Source organism: Rhizobium sp. ERR 942, assembly GCF_007828395.1.
Taxonomy (GTDB): domain Bacteria; phylum Pseudomonadota; class Alphaproteobacteria; order Rhizobiales; family Rhizobiaceae; genus Rhizobium; species Rhizobium dioscoreae.
In genome coordinates, this window is record NZ_VIUA01000006.1 from 62420 (window position 1) to 85638 (window position 23219).

Consider the following 23219-nt stretch of genomic DNA (forward strand, 5'->3'; position numbering starts at 1 on the left):
TTCATGGTCCGGGAGAACGAAATTCGCGAAAACGAGGTGGCTGTCGAGCCGCCCGCAGCCTCGGATGCCGGTCTTATCTTCATCGGGCGCATTTCGACACCCTGGACATCGCGCATGGAAACGCCGCGTCAGGGTCGGCACGACGGCCCGATCTGCCGGATCGAGATCTTCGAGCCCTGGGGGGCAGCGTTGAAAGGTGTGGAAGCCTTTGAGCGGTTGGAAGTTCTCTATTGGCTGGATCGGTCTCGCCGGGATCTCGTGCTGCAGAGCCCGGCCAGCAACGGCAAGGTACACGGCACTTTTTCGCTGCGCTCGCCAGTACGGCCGAACCCCATCGGCACCTCTATCGTCAAATTGGAAGCCGTCGAAGGTGCCGCGCTGCTGGTGCGTGGCCTCGATTGTCTTGATGGTACGCCGCTACTCGATCTGAAGCCGGATCGCACTCTGTTCAAACCGATCGCGCCGCCACAGCCCGGAGATTTCCAGACCGGCGACGGCGAGACGGTGCATTACTGCCAGAAGCGCGATGCTTAATTGTTTCACGCAATTCCTGACGGAAAACCGCTGCGCACCTATCCTGCAATTGCTTTAGTCGACTGCAACCATCACGTCGGACGCCTTGATGACGGCATAGGCTGAGGAGCCTACCGTCAGGCCCAGCTCGTCGACAGCCTCGTTAGTGATCGAGGAGGTGACGATCGAACCGTTGCCGATATCGATGCGGACATGCGCCGTCGTCGCGCCCTTGGTGATTTCGACGACCTTGCCCTTGAGGCGGTTTCTAGCACTGATTTTCATGGATGTTTCTCCCTTGTGACCGGCGCGACAATATCGTCGTCTCCGGCGACGGGCCATCGAAATCCTATTCGCCGCGCGGATAGCGCTGGTTTTCCTCCAGCACGTTGAGGTCCATATGGTTGCGCATGTAGCGCTCCGAAGCCTTTTGCAGAGGCTGGTAGTCCCACGGGTAATAGGCGCCGTTGCGCAGCGCCGTGTAGACCACCCATCTCCGTGCCTGGCTTTCGCGCACGGCAGCGTCGAAGCTTGAAAGATCCCAGCGGGCCATGGCCTGCGTCGTCAATCTCTCCAGCGTTTCCGCATAGGCCGGGTTGCCTGCCAGATTGGTCAGCTCCTTCGGGTCGGCGTCGATGTCGAAGAGCATCGGCGGATCCTTCTCGCAAAGGGTCAGCTTATAATTGCCGTCGCGTAAGGCCACCAACGGCGCTTCCGAGCCTTCCGCGGCATATTCCATCGGCACGGGACTGCGGCCTCCGGTTCCAAGAGCCAGCGGCGTCAAGTCCTCGCCATCGGTCCAGCGGCGCAGCGATGCGATGTCGATCCCGGCAAGGGCGGCAAGCGTCGGCGTCACGTCGAGCGTCGACACCGGCTGGTCGATCCGCTTCGGTTGCCAGCCGGGGGCTGCGATCATCAGCGGCACGCGGGCCGATCCTTCGAAGAAGTTCATCTTGAACCACAGGCCGCGCTCGCCGAGCATGTCGCCGTGGTCGGAGACGAAGAGGATGATCGTGTTGTCGGCCATACGGCCGCGCTCGAGCGTTTCCAGGATTTCGCCGATCTTCTCATCGACATAGGAGATATTGGCGAAATAACCGCGGCGTGCCCTGCGGATCTGCTCCGGCGTGATGTCGAAGGCAGTGTGGTCGCAGGCCTTCATCAGCCGCTGCGAATGCGGGTCCTGTTGCTCGAATGGAATTTCGCCGACTTCGGGATCGAGCGCCGGGCAATCTTCGTAGAGATCCCAGAAGCGGCGGCGCGCGACATAGGGGTCGTGCGGATGCGTGAAGCTGACCGTCAGGCACCATGGCCTTTCGTCTTGGCGGCGGGAGAGATCGTAAAGCTTGCGGGTCGCGTGATAGGCAACCTCGTCGTCATATTCCATCTGGTTGGTGATCTCGGCGACACCTGCCCCGGTGACCGAGCCGAGATTGTGATACCACCAGTCAATGCGCTCGCCGGGCTTCGTATAGTCAGGCGTCCAGCCGAAATCGGCGGGGTAGATGTCTGTCGTCAGCCGCTCCTCGAAACCGTGCATCTGATCCGGACCGACGAAATGCATCTTGCCAGAGAGTGCTGTCTGGTAGCCGGCGGCGCGCAGATGGTGGGCGAACGTCGGAATGTCCGAGCAGAATTCGGCGGCATTGTCATAGACGCGCGTGCGGCTCGGTAACTGTCCGGACATGAAGGAAGCCCGCGCCGGCGCGCAGAGCGGGCTTGCCGTATAGCTATTGGCAAAGCGAACGGAGCGCTTCGCCAGAGCCTTCAGGACCGGCGCATGCAGGAACTCGGCCGGGCCGTCGGGGAAGAACGTCCCGTTGAACTGATCGACCATGAGGATAAGGATATTTGGGCGGGACATGCAGATGTCTTTCTTGCGGGTCAGAGGCCGATGGCGGCTTTGACGGCCTCGAGGCCAGGCTTGCCGTCGATAGTGGTGACGCCGGAAAGCCAGGGCGTCAAGGCGTCCGGATGCGCCTTCAGCCAGGCAGTGGCCGCGTCCTTGGCGCTCTCGCCGCCGAGGATCGATCCCATAAGCGAATTCTCCATGCCGATGTCGAAGGTTAGGTTATGGAAGAGCTTGGCGGCGTTCGGGCATTGCGCCGACCAGCCGGTGCGCGCCAGCGTGTAGACCTCGGCGCCGCCGTAATTCGCGCCGAAATAGGCATCGCCACCGGAAAGATAAGCGATCTTGAACCGCTCGTTCATGGGATGCGGCGCCCAGGCGAGGAAGACGATCGCCTGCTTGTCCTTCGATGCGCGCTCCACTTGCGACAGCATGGCCTGCTCGCTCGATTCCACCAGTTCCCAACCCTTCAGGCCGAAGTCGTTAGCGTCGATCATCTTCTGGATATTGGCATTCGCGGGCGCGCCCGGCTCGATGCCGTAGATCTTGCGGCCGAAATCGTCGCCATACTTCTGCAGGTCGGAAAAATCCTTGATGCCCTTGTCGGCGACGTAGGTGGGAACGGCGAGCGTGAACTTCGCGCCCTGAAGGTTACGGTTTAGCACTTCGGCTGCCTTCACCTTATTGAGATCGTCGACGAAGGCCTTCTGCGCCGGCATCCAGTTGCCGAGGAAAACGTCGATCTCGCCTGTCTTCATCGCCTGGTAGCCGATGGGTACGGAGAGCGTCTTGATGTCGGGCTCGTAGCCGAGCGCGGTTAAGAGCACGCCGGTCACGCCGTTGGTTGACGTGATATCGGTCCAGCCGGGGTCCGAAAGGTGGATCGTCTTGCAGCTGTCGCCATCAGCCCGGGCGATGCCGGCAAGGGAAAGGACGGAAAGAAGAGCGCTGGCGGCGAGCCGTCCCATTGCAGAGATGCGCATGACGATGGTTCCCTCTTGTTATTGGATTATTTTATTGAACATCACTAGAGTTCCCGCTGTGAAGCTGGCATTTTTCGATGGATGCCAAAAGGAAATTTTATGGTTGAACGTCTCGTCGATCTCGGTTGGCTGCGGATATTCCTGGAAGTGGGCCGTTCCGGTAGCCTCTCTGCGGCTGCCGCAGCGCTTGGCCTGACGCAACCGGCCGTCAGCTATCAGATCCGCCGCATTGAGGAGCAGATGGGTGTGCCCCTGTTTCGCCGCCAGCATCGCGGCGTTGTGCTCTCGCCGGAAGGGCAGCGCCTGTTCGAGATCGTCGAAAAATCCGTCGGCAGCGTCGACCATCTGGTGCGCAGTTTCCGCGCCGAGGCGGAACGGCCATCCGTTCGCCTGCGCACGGATTATGCTTTTTCCGCGCTGTGGCTCATTCCGCGCATGCATGCGTTTCGGTTGCTTCACCCAGAAGTGGATATCCAGATCGTCGCCACACAGCGGCTGGATCGTGGCGCGCCGGAAAGTGGCGATATCGCCGTCTTCTTCGGCACGCGCAGCGAATTCGGTCCCGCCGCCACCTTGCTTTTGCCGGAAAAGGTCGTGCCGATCTGTACCAGGGGTTTCGCGGAGCGTCACGGCCCGTTCACCGATCCCTCGCAGCTCGCAGGCACCACGCTCGTCCATCTCGATTCGGAGATGCCATCGCCCTGGTTCGACTGGGAAAGCTATCTTTCTGCCTTCGGCATTGCCCGCGACGCCTATGCCGGCCGCGGCGATCTGCGCTTCAACACTTATTCGCTGGTTGTGCAGGCAGCGCTCAGCGAGCAGGGCGTTGCCATTGGCTGGATGGGCCTTGTCGATTCTCTGCTTGCCGCCCGGACGCTAGTGACGGCCGGCCCGATGCTGGAGGCGCCGGAGCGCGGTTATTGGCTGCTGCCGCCGGCCGCCGCGAACCCGCAGGCGGAGCGGCTGGCGCAATGGCTGCTCACCGAAGCCGCCGCCGGATGATCATCATGCTCTATTCCGCCGTAAGATCGGCAAGAAACGTCTCGCACCAGCGCGATACGTCATTTTCAAGCAGATAATCCATCATGCCGCGCCAGCGTTCCTGCCGCTCCTGCAGCGGCATGTTGATGGCCCGCGCCAGCGCGTTGGCGGTGCCGTCGACATCATAGGGGTTGACCAGCAGAGCACCTTTTAGCTTACGCGCCGCCCCGGCAAAGCGGGACAGAACCAGCACGCCGGGATTGTCCGGGTCTTGCGCCGCGACATATTCCTTGGCAACCAGGTTCATGCCGTCGCGTAGCGGCGTCACGAGCCCAACTTTCGCAATCCGGTAAAGTCCTGCCAGGATCGGGCGGCTGATCGAGCGGTTGATATAGCGGATCGGCACCCAATCGACCGTCCCGATCGCGCCGTTGACCCGGCCCGCCTGTTCGGCAACCGCGTTTTGCATCGCCTCGTATTCGGGGACTTCCGAGCGCGATTTCGGCGTGATCTGCAGATAGGTGATACTGCGTTGGTGAGCGGGATTGTTGGTGATGAAGCGTTCGAAGGCATCGATGCGCTGTGTGATGCCCTTGGAGTAATCCAGTCGGTCGACGCCCAGGATAAGGTCGCGGCCCTCGATGCTTTGCCGCACCTTCTGCACCATGCTGTGCGACGCGGCCCTGCGGGCAAATTCGGCAAAGCCGGCTGTCTCGATGCCGATCGAGTAAGCGCCGCCGCGAAAATCATGGCCGTGGGCGCTGAAATGGCCGGGACTTTTCTCGATACCCATTCCCTCGCGCTTCAGGCAACCTGCAAAGTTCTCAAGATCATGGTCCGTCTGAAAACCGAGCAGGTCGTAGGAAGAAAGGCCACGCATGATCTCCTCATGCACCGGCATGGCAAGCACGACGTCCGCCGGCGGCCAGGGAATGTGCAGGAAGAAGCCGATGCGGTTCTTCAAGCCCATCTGCCGCAGCTCTGCCGCCAGTGGAATGAGATGATAGTCGTGCACCCAAATAATGTCGTCAGGTTCGATCAGCGGTGCGAGCCGGTGGGCAAAGAAGCGGTTGACGCGGAAATAGCCGGTCATTTCCTTGCGGGCATATTCGGCGAGATCGAGTCGGTAATGACAGATCGGCCAGAGCACGCGGTTGGCAAAGCCCTGATAATATTCCTCGACATCGGTCTGGGTCAGATCGGTCAGCGCATAGGTGATGTTGCCGTCCTGCGTCATCTTCAGCGGCTCAGGCTCGACGTCGCCGCTCGATTTGCCGGACCAGCCCATCCAGATGCCGCCGCGCTCCGCAAGCGCAGCCTGCAGTGCCACCGCAAGGCCGCCTGCCGCAGCGGCACCTTTATGGTCGGGCACGGAAACGCGGTTAGAAACAATGATGAGTCGACTCACGAATTCTTCCTTTCGAGAAGGCTGGTAGACATCGCCATGATCGAAAATTACTTGACGAGCGTTCCCAGCACGTCCCTTAAACGCGCAGGTGAGCCAATGGATGCACGCGCCAGTGTTTTTCCGTTGGCATCGCCGATGCGCACGGATTGGCCGCCGAGACGGTTGGCGGCGGCAAACATGGTCTCGTCGGTCACGTCGTCGCCGATCGCGACCGGGCGGCGCCCCTCGAAAGGCGTTTCGGCAAGAAACGCCTCGACGGCATGTCCCTTGCTGGCGTGGGAAGGGCAGATTTCGAGGACCATCTTGCCGCGCTGCAGATTCCAGTCGGGACCGGCTTCTTCCAGATGGCGTTGCATGACTTCGCCGATTTCGGCCTCGTATGCGGGTGCGTGCCGAAAGTGAACCGCGACCGCAGCCCCCTTGTCCTCGACAATGGCGCCGGGCCAGGCGAGCGCTTCGTGCCGAATGACCTGCTTCATCTCCTGGAAGGCAGGCGGAATATGCGCGCGCCGCAGCCGTCCCGCCGCATCGCGGCGTTCCGCGCCATGCAAGCCGGCGACGGGAAAGCGGAATGGGGCAAAAAGGGGATCGACGAATTCGATGGCGCGGCCCGTCACCAAGGCGAGCGCGCCTCCAAGCTGACGAGAGAGCGCATGCAGCGTGCCGGGCAGATAGTCGGGCACGACGATCGCTTCCGGCCTTTCGGCGAGATCGAGCAGGGTTCCGTCAATATCGAGGAACAAGGCCCAGTCCTGCGGATACAATGAGAGTGCGGTAAGGGCCGGCTCGTTCAGCGGCCTCGGTTTGGCTTCACCCTGTTCGGGCTGTTCCTGAGAAGACATGCTGGGTTAGCTAAGGCGCTCTTCTCGTTTGGCAAGGCAAAAAATAACAGCTCAAAATCAAAAGGGGCCGCCTTAAGCGACCCCCCATGAGCTTTGGCCCGTAACTGGCCTGAAGCGGCGAACGCTTCGGGAAGGTGTTGATCAGAGCGAGGGCTGCCTCGCAACGCTCACAACCATTTCCATGCCGTATACAAAGACCGAAATCTCACTAGACATTGGATCACCTTCCTTTCGTTACGTTTCAGACAAGCTTAACGTAGCTCAAATTTGACTTGATGCAAGAGGCACGGCCTCAGGGAGCTTCACACTTATTGTCGCAGTGAAATGTGTTGCCCGCCGCATCTCGAGCAAGAGCCCTGCCGTAGCGGCCTTCACGAAGAAAATGTTGCGATGCGAAACGTGAACGGACGAAGCGTCAAATATCTGTCATCTTGCGCCGCACGGCATGGAAAATTAAGACTTTATTACCCATTCCGCATAAACAATCGTCCAAGATTTGCCATTCTCCCGCGGGACAGAAAGACAGCGGGAATCGGAGTAGAAGACGCATGTGTCGCTGGGCAGCCTATCGTGGAGACCCCCTCTATCTGGAGGAGCTGGTGTCTTCGCCCGCCCACTCCCTGATCGAACAATCCCATTGCGCCACGCGCGCCAAGACGGCGACCAATGGTGACGGCTTCGGCATCGCCTGGTATGGCGATCGGCCGGAACCGGGCCGTTACCGCGATATCCTGCCGGCCTGGTCCGATTGCAATCTGAAGAGCCTGGCGCGGCAGATCCGTTCGCCGCTCTTCCTCGCCCACGTCCGTGCTGCCACAGGCGGCGGCACACGCCGCGACAATTGCCATCCCTTTGTTTTCGAGAACTGGTCATTCCAGCACAACGGCCAGATTTCCAATTTCGACCGCCTGCGCCGGCCGATGGAAGCCATGCTCGACGACCGGCTGTTCCATGCCCGCAGCGGCACCACCGATTCCGAGCTCCTGTTCCTGTTGGCGATGCAATTCGGTCTCATGACAAATCCGACCGTGGCGATCGCGCAGACCATCGGCTTCGTCGAAGGCCTGTCGCTGCATCTGACGGGTTCGGTACTGGTGCGCTTCACGGCGGCCTTCTCCGACGGTAAGTCGCTCTACGCCATCCGCTATGCGACCGATCGCAAGGCGCCGACGCTGTATGCCTCTCCGGTCGGGTCAGGCTATTGCCTCGTGTCGGAGCCGCTGAACGACGATGTCGATGCCTGGCGCGAGATCCCCGATGGCAGCGCCGTTCTGATCGACGATACGGGCGTCCATGTCACGCCCTTCCAGCCGGAAGAGCATGCCGCCGGAGAGATCCGGACGCCGGCTGCTATTCCTGCTTGAGCTGTTCCGATATCAGCGCCGCCAGCCGCACCGCCACCTCATCCTTGTCGAGATCCGGCCACTGCTCGACGCCGTGATGGCTGATAATCTTCACGCGATTGCGCGTGCCGCCCATGATGCCGGTTGCGGGCGAGACGTCGTTGGCGACGATGAAGTCGGCGCCCTTGCGCTCTAACTTCGCACGGGCATTGCTCTCGACATCCTGGGTTTCGGCCGCAAAGCCGATGACGAGTTTCGGCCGCTGTGTATGATGGCCGACGGTTTTCAATATGTCCGGATTTTCGGTGAGCGCCAGCGTTGGGATCGATTCGCCTGGATGCTTCTTGATCTTCTGATCGGAAGCGGAAGCGACGCGCCAGTCCGCGACCGCGGCCACCATGACGGCGATATCGGCCGGCAGAGCAGCCAGAACGGCATCGCGCATCTCGTCTGCCCGTTCGACGTGGATCACGTTGAGACCGACCGGATCGGGTATGGTGACCGGGCCGGAGACGAGCGTGACATCGGCGCCGAGCGCAGCAAGCGCCGCTGCGATGGCATGGCCCTGCCGTCCTGACGAGCGGTTGGCGATGTAGCGCACGGGATCGATCGGTTCATGCGTCGGCCCGGAGGTGACGACCGCCTTCCTGCCGGCAAGCGGCTTGGTGCCGTCATCCAGCCGACGCTCGACGGCGGCGACGATATCGAGCGGCTCCGCCATCCGGCCAGCGCCGCTCTCGCCGCTCTCGGCCATTTCGCCGGTCATAGGACCGACGAAGGCGATGCCGTCGCTGCGTAGAGTTTCGACGTTGCGCCTGGTGGCGGGATGGGCCCACATCTTCGGGTTCATCGCGGGGGCTGCGAGGACTGCCCGGTCGGTGGCGAGCAATATGGTCGAGGCGAGATCGTCGGCCAGCCCGTTCGCCATCTTGGCGAGCAGATCGGCAGTCGCCGGCGCGATCAGCACGAGATCACAGTCGCGCGCCAGCCTGATATGGCCGACATCTTGCTCGTCCTCTCGCGAAAACAGATCGGTGAAGACATGGTCGGCGGCCAGCGCGCCGACGGCAAGCGGCGTGATGAACTGCTGCGCACCAGCCGTCATGACCGGCCGGACGCTTGCGCCGCGCTCGCGCAGCCGGCGGATGAGATCGAGGCTTTTATAGGCCGCGATACCGCCGGAGATAATGAGAAGGATGCGCTTTCCTACGAGAACCATGTCTGAACCCGTCGCCTGTTCTTTTAGCGATAAGCCTAAGCCTTTGGTGTGTCATAGGCAATCGCCGCGTGCTTCCATCGAGCTCGGCGTGTCGGTGATTGCGATGCGGGCGATCGGATTTTTGGCTATTTGCAGCCAATGATCACGCCGGCATCACCGACTTGTCATTTGCGGGCATCTTCGCCCTCGACGAAAGTGAACGTGTTAACGACCAAAGGAGCAACGCCTTGAAACTGATGAAAGTCGCGGTCATCGCCCTGCCAATCATGGCTGCCGCCATGCCGGCCTTTGCCGAGCGTGCCTATTCACCACAGGAGCAGAAGAACAAGGAAATCGTTCTGGACTTCTACCAGAAGGCGCTGAACGACAAGGATTTCGACGCGGCTTCCAAATATCTCGGCAAGTACATCCAGCATAATCCTCTTGCCGCCGATGGGCCGGAAGGCCTGCGCGGTTTCCTGGATTACCTAAAGAAAAACTATCCGCAGTCGAAGAGCGAGATCAAGCGCGTGATGGTCGATGGCGATTATGTGATCCTGCGCGTCCACGCCATTCGCCAGCCGGGCGATCGCGGTAGCGCCATCGTCGATATCTTCCGCGTCGAGGACAACAAGATCCAAGAACATTGGGATTCGGTGCAGCCGATCCCCGAGACCTCGAAGAACAGCAATACGATGTTCTGAGTGGAAAGCCGTGGGGGAATAGAATTCGCGGCTCATGCAAAGCATTCCGGCGACATGATCTCGCAACCGTTTATACGCCGCGGGATCATGTCGCGTTCCGAAGCTGCCGGCGTGATAATTTCGTCGGCAAAACACCCGGTCAGGTTCGCGTAATCGACAGGCCGCCGTCGACGAGCGATGCCGTGCCGCTCACGAAGCTTGCATCATCGGAGGCGAGATAAAGGACCGAGCGAGCAATTTCTTCCGGGCCGGCGACGCGCTTCAGCGCATGCAGGTTGGTGATGAAAGCCTGCTTTTCGGCCGTGTCGTTCATATCGCGATACATATCGGTATCGACGGCACCCGGCAGGACGGCATTGACGCGGACATTCTGCGGGCCGAATTCGGCGGCGAGCGTTTGCGTCAGGCCGATCAGGCCGGATTTGCTGGCGGCGTAGGCCGCGACGCCCGGGAAGCTGACGGTATGGCCGACGAAAGTCGACGTGAAAATCTCGGAACCGCCGCCGTGCTTGATCATTTCGCCGATCTGGTGCTTGGCGGCCAGGAAGGACGCGGTGAGGTTGATCGCCAGCGCTTCGGAAAAGCCTGCCTCCGAAACCTCGGTGCTGGGACCGGCCTCGCCGAGCGTGCCGGCATTGTTGAAGGCGATATCAAGCTTGCCGTAGCGCTCGACTGCAAGGGCGACCAGCGCCTTGTGGTAGTCTTCCGAGCGCACATCGCCGGCCAAGACCGCTGCTTCTCCGCCGGCGGCCTTGATCTCAGCGGCAAGGCTTTCCAGCTCTGCAACACGGCGAGCGCCGACGACAACCTTTGCGCCTTCGGCGGCAAAGAGCTTTGCCGTGGCGCGGCCGATGCCGGAGCTGGCGCCGGTGACGATTGCGACTTTTCCATTCAAACGGTTCATTGTTCCATCTCCTGTGTGAGGATGTGTCTTTCGGTTTGTCCGATACGAGGAAGATGGCCTTTTCCGATCGTTCGGATTAGTCTTCAAAAAGAGGAATTCGAATTCGGAGTTTCCGAACGATGCTGAAGATCGACGGGATCGTGACATTCGTGACCGTAGCCGAGGCCGGCTCGATCAGCGAGGCGGCGCGACGCCTGCGCCTGTCGAAATCCGTGGTCAGCGAGCGCCTGTCGGAAATGGAGAAAGCATTGGGGGCAACCCTGCTTCATCGCACGACCCGCAAGCTGACGCTGACGGAAGATGGCACCGCTTTCCTGCAGCGCGCCACACGCATCGCGCAGGAGGTGCGCGAGGCGGCGGCCGATCTTGCCGAGCGGCGCGGCACGCTGATGGGGCCTCTGCGCATTGCCGCACCCGTCACCTTCGGCCGCCTGCATCTGGGGCCGGCCCTCTATCCGTTTCTCGCCGATCATCCGGAGATCGAGCTGACGCTTGATCTCGACGACCGTCGGGTCGATGCCGCTTCGGATGGCTATGATGCGATCATACGCCATGGCCAGATCGCCGACTCGCGCCTCGTCGCCTGGAAGCTCGCCCGCAGCCGCCGCCTTCTCGTGGCCTCGCCGGATTATCTCACCCGTCACGGCAAACCCGCTTCGCTCTCCGATCTCGAGGATCACCGCGGGATTTTCTACACCAATCGCGGCGTCGCGGACTGGCGTTTCGAGCGACCAGAGGGCGCCGTCGTCATTCGTGCGAAGCTGGCGCTGGGCGTCAACAATGGCGATGTCCTCCACGATGCCGCGATTGCCGGCCTCGGTATCGCCTTGCTGCCGGCCTTCATTGCCGCGCCTTCGGTGAGGGACGGGCGGCTTGTCGAGATCGATGTCGGCTACCGGCCGGAGCCGGAATTCATCTTCATGGCCCATCCGGAGGGACGCAATCCCTCGGCCAAGCTGCGCGCCATCGCCGATCATCTAAAAAAAGCGTTCGGCGATCCGCCCTATTGGGAGCGGAACAAATAATTACGCAATCAGGCTCATGAGGTTGGCGATAACAGGTGATCGCTGCGCCTTGAGGCTGGCGAGGCCGAGCCGCGCTACGACGGGTGGCCCATCGATTTGCCGATAGGCGACGCCGTCGAGCTTGATCTGTGCGATCGAAGCCGGAACGATGGAAACGCCCAAGTTTGCGGCGACGAGATTGACGACGGATGGGATCTGCGGGGCTTCCTGCGTCACCACGAGGTCGAAGCCCGCTTCGCGGCAAGCACCAACGATATCGTCATAGAGGCTGAGCCCCACCATGCGCGGGAAGAGGATGAAGGGTTCGCCTGCGAGCGCCGCGATCGGGACGCGTTCCTTCTTCGCCAGCGGATGATGGGCCGGCAGCGCGATCAGCATCGGCTCGTCGGCAAAGCGTTTCAGCCGCACGTCTCTGGGATCTTCAAGGCCTGGGCGAATGAAGGCAGCATCGATCTCGCCGCGCGTCAGCCGCTCCATCAGCGCATTGGTGTTCATCTCTGTGAGTGACAGCCGCACCTCGGGCCAGTGCCGCCGAAACTCGCGAATGGTTGATGTGACGATTATGTTGAAGGCCGAGGATGCGGTGAAGCCGAGTGACAGGCGACCGATCTCGCCGCGATTGGCGCGCTGGGCGGCAAGCTTCGCCTTTTCCGCCGCGTCGATCGCAGTTCTAGCCTCGGCCAGAAAAGCCTCGCCGGCTGCCGTCAGTTCTGCGCCATGCGGTACGCGGTGGAACAGTTGCGCGCCCACCTCGTTTTCCAGGTCCCGGATCTGCTGGCTGAGCGGCGGCTGGCCGATGCCGAGGCTGGCCGCTGCGCGGGTGAAGTTTCCCGCTTCCGCCAGCGCCAGAAAATAGCGGATATGACGCAGCTCCATCGCTATCTCCAAAAGCTATTGAGATCGCCTGTTCCATATATTGGACTAATGGCGCCGAGCTGGCTAGATTCTAAGGCAAGAAAGGTCAGGTGCCACCAATGTCTCGCGCCGCTGGCAAGCAGGAAATCGTTGCCTCCGAAGTTTCGTCTGGTCCCGAATTGACACTCGTCAGGAACGAGCCGCCGACCGACACCCGCCAGTTTCTGACGCGCGGCACGCCTGCCTTCCGCCGCGCGACCATTGGGCTGTTTCTCTCCGGTTTCGCCACTTTCTCGCTGCTCTATTGTGTCCAGCCGCTGATGCCGATCTTCTCTGAGGATTTCGGTGTCACGCCGGCTGCAAGCTCGCTGTCGCTATCGCTTTCGACTGGCTTCCTGGCCTTCGCGATCTTCGGCGCAGCCGCCGTTTCCGAAAGCCTCGGCCGCCGCAGCCTGATGTTCATTTCGCTGCTCGGCGCGGCCATCTGCACGATCGTCTGCGCGGTGTCGCCGAGCTGGCATATGCTTCTCGCCGTCCGCGCTCTTGAGGGCTTTCTCTTGGGCGGCGTGCCAGCTGTCGCCATGACCTATCTGGCCGAGGAAATCGAACCGCGCGGCCTCGGCGGCGCCATGGGCCTCTATATCGCCGGCAACGCCTTTGGCGGCATGGCCGGGCGCGTGGTGACCGGTACGATCGCCGAATATCTGAGTTGGCGGCCGGCATTGGCAGCGGTCGGCATTCTCGGCCTTGTCGCCGCCGTCGGCTTCCTTTATCTCCTGCCGCCGTCGCGCAATTTCACCCCACGCAAGGGTTTTGATGTTGCCTTCCACCTGAAGGCCTGGAGCGGTCACTTCAGCAATGCGGCGTTGCCGCTGCTCTTTGCCATCGGCTTTCTCGTCATGGGCTCCTTCGTCACCGTCTATAACTATGCCGGCTTCCGTTTGGTCGCTGACCCCTATGATCTCAGCCAGACCGAATTGGGCCTGATCTTCACCGCCTATCTCTTCGGGATCGTCGCATCCTGGGCGGCTGGCCTGCTCGGCGATCGCATTGGCCATTTCGTCGTGCTGCCGGTGGGCGTGCTGATCGCCGCGCTCGGGGCGGCGGTGACGCTTTCCAGCTCCTTGCCGCTGATCATTCTCGGCATCATCCTGGTGACGATCGGTTTCTTCATGACCCATTCCGTTGCCAGCGCGCTTGTGGGGCGGCTGGCCCATGGCTTCAAGGGCCATGCCTCCTCGCTCTACCTGCTGGCCTATTATCTCGGCTCCAGCATTGCGGGCTCGGTCGGAGGCTATTTCTGGCTTGCCGATGGCTGGAATGCCGTGGTTGCCTTCATCCTCGTCATGCTGGCACTCTGTCTCGTCAGCGCCCTTGTCGTCGCCAAGCTGGCGCGCCGTTGAGGCCGGGGAGCCGTCATGATCCTTATCGACCATCTCGATCATCTGGTGCTCACTGTCGCAAGCATCGAGGAGACTTGCGATTTCTATGCCCGTGTCCTCGGAATGGGCGTTGAAACTTTCGGGGAAGGCCGCAAGGCCCTGACCTTCAGTAATCAGAAGATCAATCTGCATCGCGCCGGACATGAATTCGAGCCTAAGGCTGAACGGCCGGCACCGGGCTCGGCCGATCTTTGCTTCATCAGCACAACGTCTCTGGATGAGGTCATTGCTCACTTGCAGGCAGAGGGCGTTGTAATTGAAGAGGGCCCGGTGCGCCGAACCGGCGCGACCGGCCCCATTCTCTCGGTTTATTTCCGCGACCCCGATCAAAACCTGATCGAAGTGTCCAACGTCATTCCCTGAGATCGGGCGTCAGAAAGCCCTTCTTGACATCGTTTGCTTGCGCCATGTATTAAACCAATAAGTTAATTAACTTCATGGTTTATTGAGTCGTATGGACACATTGAGCACAACCCTCTCGGCTCTTGCCGATCCTACCCGCCGGGCGATCCTGGCTCGGCTGTCGACCGGCGAGGCATCCGTCTCGGAACTGGCCGAACCCTTCGACATGTCGCTGGTCGCCGTTTCCAAGCATCTGAAAGTGCTGGAAAGAGCAGGTCTGATCTCGAAGGGCCGGGAAGCGCAATGGCGACCCTGCCGGCTGGAACCTAAACCGCTGCGGCAGGTGGATGACTGGCTGGAGAGTTACCGGCAGTTCTGGAACGACAATCTCGATCGCCTGGAAGCCTATGCGGCGTTATTGCAAAAGGGAGGAATGGATGACCCCAGCAATTGAGGGCGGCAGCATGCGACCGCTACGCGAGATCGTGCTGACCCGCGAAATAGCCGCGCCGCGCGACTTGCTGTTTCGTCTCTGGACGGAGCCGGAGCATATGGTGCGTTGGTGGGCGCCCCAGAACATGACGACGCCATCCGTCTTTGTCGACCTGCGGGAAGGGGGCGCCTGGCGGCACTGCATTCTCACGCCGGAAGGTAGGGAATATTGGAGCCATGGCCGCTATCTGGAGATCGTCCCGCCCGAGCGCCTCGTCTTCACCTTCGCCTGGGAAAATCAGGAGGGTAGGGCCGAACATCCGATGCAGGTGACCGTGGAATTCCATGAGCTTGGCGAGAAGACGCGCCTCGTCTTCCGAAAGGCCGAATTGCCTGACGAGACCGAACTGAAGCTGCAGACCGGCGGCTGGGAACAGGCCTTGGACAAATATGTCGCTTACGCAGAAGCCACCTCAAGGGAAGGATGAGAGTGATGAAGAAGACCTATCATGGAAGCTGCCATTGCGGCGCGGTAAGCTACGAAGCCGATCTCGATCTGCAGGGTGGCACCTTCAAGTGCAATTGCTCGATCTGCAAGAAGAAGCGCAATTGGCTGGCTGTCGCCACGCCGGCCGATTTCCGCCTGACCTCGGGTGAGGACAGCATCGGCGAATATCAATTCGGCCCGCGCATTCTTCATCATCTCTTCTGCAAGACTTGCGGCATCAGCTCCTTCAACTGGGGTGAAAATCCCGCACTCGGCGGCAAGTTCTATGCGATCAGCATCAGCTGCCTGGACGATGCCACCGATGAGGAACTCGCCTCGCTTCCCGTCGGCTACTTCGATGGCCGCGACGACCGCTTCGATCGTGCACCGGAAGAAACGCGTTATCTTTAGCCGCTCGGCAAGGACTCCCAGTCTTCGAAACGCAGCTTTTGAACCCGTCCAAATTCTCTGACATTGTGCGTTATCAGGATCAGATCGCGGGCGACCGCCTGTCCCGCGATCAAAACGTCATAGGCACCGATCGGTGTGCCGAGGGAAGCAAGGGCCGCTCGAATTTCGCCGGCTACACGGGCATCTTGCTTATCGAAATCCAGCGTCTCGAATTGCAAGGCATCGACACGTGCCAGATTGTCGGAAACGCGCTGCCCCTTATAGGCACCATAAAACAGCTCGTGTGCGACGATGGCCGGAATGGCGAAATCCTGCGGCTTGTGCCTGCGAAGCTCGTTGACGAAGCCCGGGTGTCCTTTCATCAGCGCGATGACGGCATTGCTGTCGAGCAGATATTTCACTTGAAGATATCCAACTCGGGGCGTTGCTGCTCAGCCGGTTGCTCGGTCGCTGCTTCTACAAAGTCATCATCGACCGGACCTGTTACGGCTTCCAGCCAGTCCCAATCTTCGGGGATCGGCTCCAGAATGATTGCCCTTCCCTGCCGGCGGATGCGCACTTCCTCGCCGTCGAGGCGGAATTCCTTCGGCAAGCGCACGGCCTGCGAGCGGCCGGACCAGAAGATCTTTGCGGTGTCCATGCCATAACTCCCTTGAGATATGACATTGATATATAGCATCTCAAGTCTGATTTCAATTCGAGGCGTTACGATCCCGATCTTGTCGCGAGCCAAATGACGTGGCGCGCGCCTGTCTTGCCATTGGCGCGCGTATTGACCACCTCGGCGGCAAAACCGCTGTCGCGCAGCCGCCGTGTGAAGCGGTCGTCGGGTCCCGAAGACCAGACGGCGAGGACACCGCCGGAACGCAGCGCATCGCGCGCCGCTTTCAGGCCCTGATAATCGTAAAGCCCGTCATTGGCTTCAGACGTAATGCCATCCGGGCCGTTGTCGACATCGAGCAGAATGGCGTCGTAGGCTGCCTTGCGAGCGCGGATGAGTGGACGCACATCGCCTTCATGAATGGCGACGCGCGGATCGTCGAGGCAGCCGTCGAAGACCGTTGCCATCGGCCCGCGTGCCCAGGTCACGACAGCCGGCACCAGTTCCGCGACCGTGACCTTGGCGTCTGCGCCGAGTTCGCCGAGTGCCGCCCGCAGGGTAAAGCCCATGCCGAGGCCGCCGATCAGGACGTGCGGCGCCTTCCGGCCCTTGATCTTCTCGCAGGAAAGTGTCGCAAGCGCCCGTTCGGAGCCGCTCAGCCGGCTGTTCATCAGCTCGTTGGTGCCGAGCATGATGGAAAATTCTTGGCCACGCTGCTTCAGGCGCAGCTCGCCGCCGCCGGGGATTTTCGCAGTATCAAGCAAGGTCCAGGGGATCACGGGCAACTCTTAAAGGTCGTTTCGAATTGCCCGGGACCATAGTCTTTCAAGGCCGCCAAGAACAGATGCCGCTATCCAAGCCGAATATACGGCACATCCTTTTTCGCAACTTCATCAAGCGCTTCCTCGTAGCCGGCATCGGCATAGCGCATGACGCCGAGCGCCGTGTCGTTGGTGAGCGCATGGTCAAGCCGTTCGTCGGCGGCTTGCGTGCCGTCGGCGACCACGGTGACGCCGCAGCTCGTCATGTAGCCGGCATAGCCGCCGCCGCCGGAATGGACGACGACGAGATCGGCCATGGACGAGCAGAGCATCATGGCGTCGATCAGCGGCCAGTCGGCAATCGCGTCGGAGCCGTCCTTCATGCGCTCGGTCATGATGTTCGGATGCGCCATGGCGCCGGCATCGAGATGGTCGCGCGAAAAGGCGATCGGACCCTTCAGCTCGCCGCTTGTCACAAGCTCGTTGACGCGGCGGGCAAGCGCCGTGCGCTCGCCATGGCCGAGCCAGGCAATACGCGCCGGCAGCCCTTCGAAAGGCACGTGCTGGCGGGCAAGCTTGATCCAGTTGGTGATAATCTTGTTGTCCGGGAACATTTCCAGCAGCAGATCGTCGATGCGGGCGATATCGCTTTCCTCGCCTGAAAGCGCCATCCAGCGGAAGGGCCCGATGGCACGGCAGAAGAGCGGCCGCAGATAGGCTTCGGTGAAGATCGGAATATCGAAGGCATTGGCGACGCCGCCTTCCTTCGCCTGTGTGCGGATCAGGTTGCCGTTGTCGAAGACTTCGGAGCCTTTTTTCTGGAAGTCCAGCATGGCCTTCACGTGTTCGACGATCGAGGCGCGGCTGGCCGCCATGAGCTGGCCCTGGCCGTCATCGCGGAGATCCCGAACTTGCTGCAGGCTCATGCCCTTCGGCACGTAACCATAGACGAGATCGTGCGCCGAGGTCTGGTCGGTGACAATATCGGGCACGATGCCGCGTCGCGCGATCTCTGGATAGATCTCGGCCGCATTGCCGACGAGGCCGACGGAAAGCGCCCGCTTTTCCTTGACGGCGGCGTCGATCATCGCCAGCGCCGAATCGAGATCCGGAGCGATTTCCTGCAGGTAGCCTATTTCCTGGCGCTTCCTCGCGCGCTCGGCATCGATATCGACGCAGAGGATCGCCGCCCCCGCCATGCGACCGGCGAGCGGCTGCGCGCCGCCCATTCCGCCGAGACCCGCCGTCAGCACAAAGCGGCCGAAGAGATCGCCGCCAAAGCGGCGCTCGGCGATTCGCATGAAGATTTCGTAGGTGCCCTGGATGACGCCCTGGCTGCCGATATATTGCCAGGCGCCGGCCGTCAGGCCACCCCAACAGATCAAGCCCTTGCGCTGCAATTCGTAGAAGACTTCCGCCTTCGCCCATTGCCCGACGATGTTGCAGTTCGCCATGATGACGAGCGGCGCCTTGTCATGCGTGCGGATGAGGCCAATCGGCTTGCCGGATTGGATGAGCAGGGTCTGGTTCTCATCCATTTCGGTCAGCGCCTTGACGATGCCCTTATACGCCGCCCAGTTGCGCGCTGCCTTGCCGAGGGCGGCGTAGACGACGAGATTGTCGGGATCTTCGCCGACCGAAAGCACGTTTTCGAGCAGGCGCAACAGGGCCTCCTGTCGCCAGCCCTTGGCACGCAGCTCCGGTCCGCCCGGAATGGGGAATTTCGGGTGACGTGGATTGGCTTTCGGCATGATTGCTTTTCCTCTTGTTTGATAGTCTCTCCTTCTCCCCAGCGGGGGTTCGAAGGACAGGTCGAGACCCGTGGCTCGACCCCGGTTGGTGGCCCGAAGGGTCGGATGAGGGGGCGATGCGGCACATATCGTCTTCGCGTACCGCTCAGACGTTCGCTCCTTAGTCTCTCATCCCCTCATCTGTCCTGACGGACATCTTCTCCCCGCTGGGGAGAAGAGGAGTGTTCTTCAATACGCGTTCACTTCGGCGGCAGGCCTTCGACGAAGTCTAGCGCAGCCAGAAGCAGCCGCTTGCGCAGCATGTCATTGCCATAGGCTTCCGGCCCGGCGCGCACCCATCCCAGCATTTTTCGGCCGCCCAACTGCATGGGTTTGACGTCACGCTGCTCCAGCGCCCAGGCATCGTTGCCTTTGCCAAGGCGGATCAGCATCCCATCATCACGGGCGCCGCACATGAGATGGCCATTGAGCAGAAAGGCCCAGCCGCCGAACATTCCTTTCTCCCTGAGCCCGGGCCGTCGCCCGAGCTCTTCTCTCAGCAATTCTTCAAGACCTGCGTCACGAGCCATCTGCGCCTCCCGCGCTTCCAAGCTTTCCCGTCAGTTCTTCTTGGCGGCGAGAGCGTATTTCGCGATCTCGATACCCATGGCTTTTTCGACAGAGGGATAGACCGTGGGGTCGAGCACGCTGGCAGACAGCGGAATGATATCCATCGGTACATGCAGGATGAAGACTGTCATACCCTCTTGCAGCTGGCCGACGCTCAGAGGTTCGCCTTCCGGCGACAGCGTGGTGATGACGGAGGGGAAGGTTGCCAGGCGCTTGCTGCCGGCATCCTCGACGGCCATGTATTCGTTCATCACATGCATGATGACGGCCTTGTCGCCGCTGCCGACCGTAATGGTGCCGATGTCGAAGGCTTCCTTCGTGTAGACGACGTCCTTCTTTGTGATCGTACCTTCGGCCAGGATATGGCCGCCTGTTGTCTTGCAGATGGCGTCGATGACCGCGCTGCCACCCTTCTTTTCCGCCTCGATGATTGCCTCGCCGAGCGAAAGCGCCATGGAGATGCCGCCGAGCGCCGCATGCGTGCGGACGTAGGAAGCGCGAAGTGGGTTGCGGCAGGAGGCGATGAAGCCGCCGGACTGATCGGAGGCCGCACGCAGGATCGGCGAAATCTTCGCCGTCGCGCCCTTCACGACCAGTTCGATATAGCGGTTCTCGGCGCGGTTGCCGCCGACGGCGGTCTGGATCATCTGCTCGGGCGAACCCGCCATGCCGATCGATCCCATATCACCGGTCGGATGGGCGCGGATGTCACCCACCGCGTCCACCACCTTCGTTCCGAGGATCGCCGACGGTAGCCAGCCGTTCAGCGTCGAGGACCTGCCGTTCTGGCCGATGATCAGGCCGGAAAGCTTTTCGCCAAGCTCGTCCTGCAGCAGCTGCACGGCTTTCACGTAATCGATGCCTTGCATCTCCCACGGGGTGGTGGAGGCCGGCGCGCCGATGGCGGCAGCCGTGGCGATCCAATCATTGTCGTTCAATTCGTCGATCGACACCAGCTCCGGCTTGCCAACATTGACGGCTGCATAGCCCAGCATGCGGCCATGATCGGCCCAGCCGCCACCGCCTGCGGCGTAAACGGAGCCGCCCTTGACGGCCGCTTCCACATCCTTGGCAACGAGTATGCGTCCCATCGGCTACTCCCGGTTCTGTTTGAGGTTCTTGTCCATGTCGCGCACCGCTTCGAAAAGCACGGCGGCGCCCATGGCGATGTCGTCATTCTCGGCCCATTCCTCGGCGCAATGGCTGCGGCCTTCCTTGCAGGGCACGAAGATCATGGCGGCCGGTGCGACCTTAGCGATCCAGGCCGTGTCGTGACCGGCGCCGGAGGCCATACGGCGATGTTTGGCGCCGACAGTCTCGCAGGCACGTTCGAGCGTTTCGAGCAGTACCGGAGCGCCCGGCGTCGGCATGTTGTCGGAGACACGCACCGGCGCGTTGATCGTGACGCCAAAATCGGCGGCGATGGTCTTCACCTCACCGTCGATCCAGGCCAGGAAATCCTCCATGTCGCTGCGGATTTCGGCGCGGCCGTCGATCAGGAGCACGACCTTGGATGGCACGACATTGGCGGCATTCGGCTCGATGCGGAATTCGCCGACGGTCGCGGCGAAATGGCCCGGCGTTTTCGCCTGCTCCGCCGCGCGTTGACGAATATCGAGGACGAGCTGCGAGGCCGCCACCAGCGCATCTGCACGGCGGTCCATCGGCGTCGTTCCGGCATGGTCGGCGCGGCCTTCCACGGTGATTTCGATGCGGGTGATGCCGGCGATCGCGGTGACGATGCCGATATCCTTGTTCTCGGCTTCCAGCACCGGGCCCTGCTCGATATGCAGCTCCAGGAAGCCGGCGAGATCCGGCCGTTTCTGGGAGAGCAGCACGGAGGGATCGCCGCCAACCTCGGCAATTCCTTCAGAAAGCGTGCGGTCGCCGCTCACGCGGGAGAGCCAGGCCTCGGGGATCTGCCCGGTCATGCCGCGGCTGCCGATGCAGGATACCCCGAAAATGCTGACTTCCTCGGCGAGGAAGTCGACGATCTCCAGATCATGGTCGAGCTCGATACCGCGATCCTTCAAGGAGCGCGCAACTTCGAGCGCTGCGATCGTGCCAGCAATGCCATCGAAACGGCCCCCGTCGGGCACGGTGTCGGAATGCGAGCCGAGAAGGATCGTGCCGAGGCCGGACTTTGCGCCGGGACGCCGGCCGATCAGATTGCCGGCGGCATCGATCCGCGTCTCAAGCCCTGCCGCCTTCATCCGTGCTTCGATATAGGCACGCCCTTCGAGGAAGAGCGGCGAGAAGGCGCGGCGCGTCCACGGGTGGCCCGGATCAGTGATGCCGGCCAGCGTATCGATATCCTCGGCGATACGGTCGGCGTTTACAGGCAGGTTGTGGCGCTTGGTTTCGGTCATCAGGCTGCATCTCCGGCAATGACTTGGCGAGGCAAGGGACGGACAAAGCTGCCGGAGCCGGGTTCGGCCAGCACCTTCTGTCCCTCGGTGATCTGCTTGCCTCTAAGATAGGCGGCGGACACAGTCCAGGGCAGGCGGATGCCGTTATAGGGGCTCCAGCCGACGACGTTATTGCCGCTGGCCGCCGCGTCATAGATCGTTTCGCGCGGTTCCAGAACGACGATATCGGCGTCCTTGCCCGGCGTCAGCGCGCCTTTGATATGGTCGAGGCGGAAATGCTTAGCTGGGTTTTCCGCCATCAGCTTCGCCGCCCAGGTCAGCGGCACGCCGCGCTCCAGAGCACCCTTTACGAAGAGCGGCACCATGACCTCCAGTCCCGGCACGCCGGAAGCATTCGCCAGCATATCCGGATTGGTTTTGCGGTTTTCCGACCAGCTGACATGATCGGTCGAGACGAGCCAGACATTGCCCTCCGCCACCTTGCGCCACAAGGTTTCCACTTCGGCGCGGGGGCGGATCGGTGGATTAATTTTCGCCTTGCCGCCAAGGCGCCGCACATCGTTTTCCTCATCGAGCGTCAGGTAATGGATGCAGCACTCGACCGTCGCTTCGAAACCGTCGCGGCGATAGGCGCGGGCGATGTCATAGCCGCGCCCCAGCGAGCAATGGACGACATGCGCTGGGCAGCCGGTATCCGCGCCCGTCTCGAAGATCGTGTGCATGGCCAGAAGCTCGGTGATAGGCGGGCGGGACAGGCCGTGGGCGCGATAGTCGGTGATACCGCTCGCCTTCACCTGCTCCATGTAGGTGCGGACCGCTTCATCATCCTCGTTGTGCACGCCGGCTGTCAGGCCCGTGGGCGCGATGGCGGCAAAGCAAGCCTCGAGCAGGGCGGGCGGAATGCGCGGGAAACGCTTGGGGTCGGTGCCGAAGGTGGAGAATTTGAAGGCGGCGACACCGGCCTCGACCATCTCGGCGATGCGCGCCGGGCCTTCTTCCGGATCGACCGTGCCGTAGAGGGCAAAGTCGACGCGCGATTGCGGCGCGGCATGGTCGATCTTCTTCTTCACCGCCGCTGCCGAGCAGACGAGATTGCCTTCGTCATAGGGCATGTCGACGATGGTGGTGACGCCGCCGGCGGCTGCCGAGCGCGTCGACCAGACGAAATCCTCCTGGTCTTTCTGGGAGAGCGAGTGGACTTGCGCGTCGATTGCGCCAGGCAGGATCAGTGCCTTGCCGAGCAAATGCCGCTCGCGCGCGGCCGGGGGCACGCCGATGCCGATCTCGGCGATCTTGCCATCGCGCACGGCGACATAGCCGGCTTCTACAATGCGTTCAGGCAGAACCACAGTGCCTTGCAGAACAAGATCGAAATCGGCCATGTGCGTTCTCTCCGCTCGTCGGTTGGT

25 protein-coding genes and 1 pseudogene are annotated in these 23219 nt (G+C 61.6%); 10 read left to right on the forward strand and 16 right to left on the reverse strand.

Annotation, left to right across the window (positions count from 1 at the left end):
- The first annotated feature begins 3 nt into the window (after positions 1-3).
- Positions 4-534 carry a tRNA (N6-threonylcarbamoyladenosine(37)-N6)-methyltransferase TrmO gene (tsaA, locus tag FBZ97_RS23580; protein WP_145322195.1) on the forward strand — a complete coding sequence of 177 codons (531 nt, stop codon included), beginning with the start codon at positions 4-6 and terminating at the stop codon, positions 532-534.
- A 54-nt stretch (positions 535-588) separates the two neighbouring features.
- On the opposite strand, the gene FBZ97_RS23585 is transcribed toward tsaA, so the two are convergent.
- The 3 genes from FBZ97_RS23585 to FBZ97_RS23595 all read right to left on the reverse strand — a co-directional run bounded on the left by FBZ97_RS23585 (position 589) and on the right by FBZ97_RS23595 (position 3345).
- Complete coding sequence (locus FBZ97_RS23585) at positions 589-798, reverse strand: molybdopterin-binding protein (protein WP_047628419.1); 210 nt, start codon at positions 796-798, stop codon at positions 589-591.
- 64 nt (positions 799-862) lie between these two features.
- On the reverse strand, positions 863-2377 hold the full coding sequence (gene betC, locus FBZ97_RS23590; protein WP_145322197.1) for a choline-sulfatase: 1515 nt from the start codon (positions 2375-2377) through the stop codon (positions 863-865).
- A 20-nt stretch (positions 2378-2397) separates the two neighbouring features.
- Positions 2398-3345 carry a choline ABC transporter substrate-binding protein gene (locus FBZ97_RS23595; protein WP_186449542.1) on the reverse strand — a complete coding sequence of 316 codons (948 nt, stop codon included), beginning with the start codon at positions 3343-3345 and terminating at the stop codon, positions 2398-2400.
- Between the two features lie 99 nt (positions 3346-3444).
- Here FBZ97_RS23595 and FBZ97_RS23600 point away from each other — a divergent pair, with 99 nt between their 5' ends.
- Positions 3445-4347 (forward strand): LysR family transcriptional regulator, encoded by a 903-nt coding sequence (locus FBZ97_RS23600; RefSeq protein WP_145322199.1) that lies wholly within the window; start codon positions 3445-3447, stop codon positions 4345-4347.
- Between the two features lie 10 nt (positions 4348-4357).
- Here the strand turns inward: FBZ97_RS23600 and otsA are convergent, their stop codons facing one another.
- The gene (gene otsA / locus FBZ97_RS23605; protein ID WP_145322201.1) at positions 4358-5734 is read right to left on the reverse strand and encodes an alpha,alpha-trehalose-phosphate synthase (UDP-forming); all 1377 of its coding nucleotides are present in this window, start codon (positions 5732-5734) and stop codon (positions 4358-4360) included.
- Positions 5735-5781: 47 nt separating this feature from the next.
- A complete protein-coding gene (otsB, locus tag FBZ97_RS23610) occupies positions 5782-6576 on the reverse strand; it encodes a trehalose-phosphatase (RefSeq protein ID WP_113329946.1) in 795 nt (264 codons plus the stop codon).
- A 548-nt stretch (positions 6577-7124) separates the two neighbouring features.
- Here otsB and FBZ97_RS23615 point away from each other — a divergent pair.
- On the forward strand, positions 7125-7940 hold the full coding sequence (locus FBZ97_RS23615) for a class II glutamine amidotransferase (RefSeq protein ID WP_145322203.1): 816 nt from the start codon (positions 7125-7127) through the stop codon (positions 7938-7940).
- On the opposite strand, the gene coaBC is transcribed toward FBZ97_RS23615, so the two are convergent.
- A complete protein-coding gene (coaBC, locus tag FBZ97_RS23620; protein WP_145322205.1) occupies positions 7927-9138 on the reverse strand; it encodes a bifunctional phosphopantothenoylcysteine decarboxylase/phosphopantothenate--cysteine ligase CoaBC in 1212 nt (403 codons plus the stop codon). The genes FBZ97_RS23615 and coaBC overlap by 14 nt on opposite strands.
- Positions 9139-9374: 236 nt before the next feature.
- Here coaBC and FBZ97_RS23625 point away from each other — a divergent pair, with 236 nt between their 5' ends.
- Positions 9375-9821 carry an ester cyclase gene (locus FBZ97_RS23625; RefSeq protein ID WP_181592401.1) on the forward strand — a complete coding sequence of 149 codons (447 nt, stop codon included), beginning with the start codon at positions 9375-9377 and terminating at the stop codon, positions 9819-9821.
- A 139-nt stretch (positions 9822-9960) separates the two neighbouring features.
- On the opposite strand, the gene FBZ97_RS23630 is transcribed toward FBZ97_RS23625, so the two are convergent.
- Positions 9961-10725, reverse strand: a complete 765-nt coding sequence (locus tag FBZ97_RS23630) for an SDR family oxidoreductase (protein WP_145322207.1) — start codon at positions 10723-10725, stop codon at positions 9961-9963.
- A gap of 119 nt (positions 10726-10844) precedes the next feature.
- Here FBZ97_RS23630 and FBZ97_RS23635 point away from each other — a divergent pair, with 119 nt between their 5' ends.
- The gene (locus tag FBZ97_RS23635) at positions 10845-11750 is read left to right on the forward strand and encodes a LysR family transcriptional regulator (RefSeq protein WP_145322209.1); all 906 of its coding nucleotides are present in this window, start codon (positions 10845-10847) and stop codon (positions 11748-11750) included.
- Here FBZ97_RS23635 and FBZ97_RS23640 read toward each other — a convergent pair whose 3' ends face one another.
- On the reverse strand, positions 11751-12626 hold the full coding sequence (locus FBZ97_RS23640; RefSeq protein ID WP_113329952.1) for a LysR family transcriptional regulator: 876 nt from the start codon (positions 12624-12626) through the stop codon (positions 11751-11753).
- Between the two features lie 98 nt (positions 12627-12724).
- On the opposite strand from FBZ97_RS23640, the gene FBZ97_RS23645 reads away from it, so the two are divergent.
- From FBZ97_RS23645 to FBZ97_RS23665, 5 genes are all read left to right on the forward strand, one after another.
- Positions 12725-14008, forward strand: a complete 1284-nt coding sequence (locus FBZ97_RS23645) for an MFS transporter (RefSeq protein ID WP_145322211.1) — start codon at positions 12725-12727, stop codon at positions 14006-14008.
- Between the two features lie 15 nt (positions 14009-14023).
- Positions 14024-14410 carry a VOC family protein gene (locus FBZ97_RS23650; protein ID WP_145322213.1) on the forward strand — a complete coding sequence of 129 codons (387 nt, stop codon included), beginning with the start codon at positions 14024-14026 and terminating at the stop codon, positions 14408-14410.
- Positions 14411-14501: 91 nt separating this feature from the next.
- Positions 14502-14843, forward strand: coding sequence for a metalloregulator ArsR/SmtB family transcription factor (locus FBZ97_RS23655; RefSeq protein ID WP_145322215.1), 342 nt, complete (start codon positions 14502-14504; stop codon positions 14841-14843).
- A complete protein-coding gene (locus FBZ97_RS23660) occupies positions 14827-15309 on the forward strand; it encodes an SRPBCC domain-containing protein (RefSeq protein WP_113351344.1) in 483 nt (160 codons plus the stop codon). Before FBZ97_RS23655 ends, FBZ97_RS23660 begins: the two co-directional genes overlap by 17 nt.
- A gap of 5 nt (positions 15310-15314) precedes the next feature.
- A complete protein-coding gene (locus FBZ97_RS23665) occupies positions 15315-15719 on the forward strand; it encodes a GFA family protein (RefSeq protein ID WP_145322217.1) in 405 nt (134 codons plus the stop codon).
- Here the strand turns inward: FBZ97_RS23665 and FBZ97_RS23670 are convergent.
- The 8 genes and pseudogenes from FBZ97_RS23670 to FBZ97_RS23705 all read right to left on the reverse strand — a co-directional run bounded on the left by FBZ97_RS23670 (position 15716) and on the right by FBZ97_RS23705 (position 23192).
- Positions 15716-16120 (reverse strand): type II toxin-antitoxin system VapC family toxin, encoded by a 405-nt coding sequence (locus tag FBZ97_RS23670; RefSeq protein ID WP_145322219.1) that lies wholly within the window; start codon positions 16118-16120, stop codon positions 15716-15718. The genes FBZ97_RS23665 and FBZ97_RS23670 overlap by 4 nt on opposite strands.
- On the reverse strand, positions 16117-16359 hold the full coding sequence (gene vapB / locus FBZ97_RS23675; protein ID WP_145322221.1) for a type II toxin-antitoxin system VapB family antitoxin: 243 nt from the start codon (positions 16357-16359) through the stop codon (positions 16117-16119). Before vapB ends, FBZ97_RS23670 begins: the two co-directional genes overlap by 4 nt.
- 65 nt (positions 16360-16424) lie before the next feature.
- Positions 16425-17099 (reverse strand): hypothetical protein, encoded by a 675-nt coding sequence (locus FBZ97_RS23680; protein ID WP_145322223.1) that lies wholly within the window; start codon positions 17097-17099, stop codon positions 16425-16427.
- Between the two features lie 71 nt (positions 17100-17170).
- A complete protein-coding gene (locus tag FBZ97_RS23685; RefSeq protein ID WP_145322225.1) occupies positions 17171-18832 on the reverse strand; it encodes a urocanate hydratase in 1662 nt (553 codons plus the stop codon).
- 239 nt (positions 18833-19071) lie between these two features.
- Entirely contained in the window at positions 19072-19401 is a 330-nt protein-coding gene (locus FBZ97_RS23690) for a TfoX/Sxy family protein (RefSeq protein WP_113351339.1), read from the reverse strand.
- A gap of 30 nt (positions 19402-19431) precedes the next feature.
- Positions 19432-20532, reverse strand: a complete 1101-nt coding sequence (locus FBZ97_RS23695; RefSeq protein ID WP_145322227.1) for a DUF917 domain-containing protein — start codon at positions 20530-20532, stop codon at positions 19432-19434.
- A pseudogene (locus FBZ97_RS23700) lies at positions 20516-21810 on the reverse strand (Zn-dependent hydrolase); the annotation flags it as partial. The gene FBZ97_RS23695 and the pseudogene FBZ97_RS23700, both read right to left, overlap by 17 nt.
- Entirely contained in the window at positions 21810-23192 is a 1383-nt protein-coding gene (locus tag FBZ97_RS23705; RefSeq protein ID WP_113329964.1) for an amidohydrolase family protein, read from the reverse strand. The pseudogene FBZ97_RS23700 and the gene FBZ97_RS23705, both read right to left, overlap by 1 nt.
- Positions 23193-23219 lie beyond the last annotated feature (27 nt).

Bases quoted from the DNA above. Each gene is read 5' to 3' on its own strand.
- tsaA (WP_145322195.1), top strand. From the start codon at position 4: ATGGTCCGGGAGAACGAAATTCGCGAAAACGAGGTGGCTGTCGAGCCG.
- FBZ97_RS23585 (WP_047628419.1), bottom strand. From the start codon at position 798: ATGAAAATCAGTGCTAGAAACCGCCTCAAGGGCAAGGTCGTCGAAATC.
- betC (WP_145322197.1), bottom strand. From the start codon at position 2,377: ATGTCCCGCCCAAATATCCTTATCCTCATGGTCGATCAGTTCAACGGG.
- FBZ97_RS23595 (WP_186449542.1), bottom strand. From the start codon at position 3,345: ATGCGCATCTCTGCAATGGGACGGCTCGCCGCCAGCGCTCTTCTTTCC.
- FBZ97_RS23600 (WP_145322199.1), top strand. From the start codon at position 3,445: ATGGTTGAACGTCTCGTCGATCTCGGTTGGCTGCGGATATTCCTGGAA.
- otsB (WP_113329946.1), bottom strand. From the start codon at position 6,576: ATGTCTTCTCAGGAACAGCCCGAACAGGGTGAAGCCAAACCGAGGCCG.
- FBZ97_RS23615 (WP_145322203.1), top strand. From the start codon at position 7,125: ATGTGTCGCTGGGCAGCCTATCGTGGAGACCCCCTCTATCTGGAGGAG.
- coaBC (WP_145322205.1), bottom strand. From the start codon at position 9,138: ATGGTTCTCGTAGGAAAGCGCATCCTTCTCATTATCTCCGGCGGTATC.
- FBZ97_RS23625 (WP_181592401.1), top strand. From the start codon at position 9,375: ATGAAAGTCGCGGTCATCGCCCTGCCAATCATGGCTGCCGCCATGCCG.
- FBZ97_RS23630 (WP_145322207.1), bottom strand. From the start codon at position 10,725: ATGAACCGTTTGAATGGAAAAGTCGCAATCGTCACCGGCGCCAGCTCC.
- FBZ97_RS23635 (WP_145322209.1), top strand. From the start codon at position 10,845: ATGCTGAAGATCGACGGGATCGTGACATTCGTGACCGTAGCCGAGGCC.
- FBZ97_RS23640 (WP_113329952.1), bottom strand. From the start codon at position 12,626: ATGGAGCTGCGTCATATCCGCTATTTTCTGGCGCTGGCGGAAGCGGGA.
- FBZ97_RS23645 (WP_145322211.1), top strand. From the start codon at position 12,725: ATGTCTCGCGCCGCTGGCAAGCAGGAAATCGTTGCCTCCGAAGTTTCG.
- FBZ97_RS23650 (WP_145322213.1), top strand. From the start codon at position 14,024: ATGATCCTTATCGACCATCTCGATCATCTGGTGCTCACTGTCGCAAGC.
- FBZ97_RS23655 (WP_145322215.1), top strand. From the start codon at position 14,502: ATGGACACATTGAGCACAACCCTCTCGGCTCTTGCCGATCCTACCCGC.
- FBZ97_RS23660 (WP_113351344.1), top strand. From the start codon at position 14,827: ATGACCCCAGCAATTGAGGGCGGCAGCATGCGACCGCTACGCGAGATC.
- FBZ97_RS23665 (WP_145322217.1), top strand. From the start codon at position 15,315: ATGAAGAAGACCTATCATGGAAGCTGCCATTGCGGCGCGGTAAGCTAC.
- vapB (WP_145322221.1), bottom strand. From the start codon at position 16,359: ATGGACACCGCAAAGATCTTCTGGTCCGGCCGCTCGCAGGCCGTGCGC.
- FBZ97_RS23685 (WP_145322225.1), bottom strand. From the start codon at position 18,832: ATGCCGAAAGCCAATCCACGTCACCCGAAATTCCCCATTCCGGGCGGA.
- FBZ97_RS23690 (WP_113351339.1), bottom strand. From the start codon at position 19,401: ATGGCTCGTGACGCAGGTCTTGAAGAATTGCTGAGAGAAGAGCTCGGG.
- FBZ97_RS23695 (WP_145322227.1), bottom strand. From the start codon at position 20,532: ATGGGACGCATACTCGTTGCCAAGGATGTGGAAGCGGCCGTCAAGGGC.
- FBZ97_RS23705 (WP_113329964.1), bottom strand. From the start codon at position 23,192: ATGGCCGATTTCGATCTTGTTCTGCAAGGCACTGTGGTTCTGCCTGAA.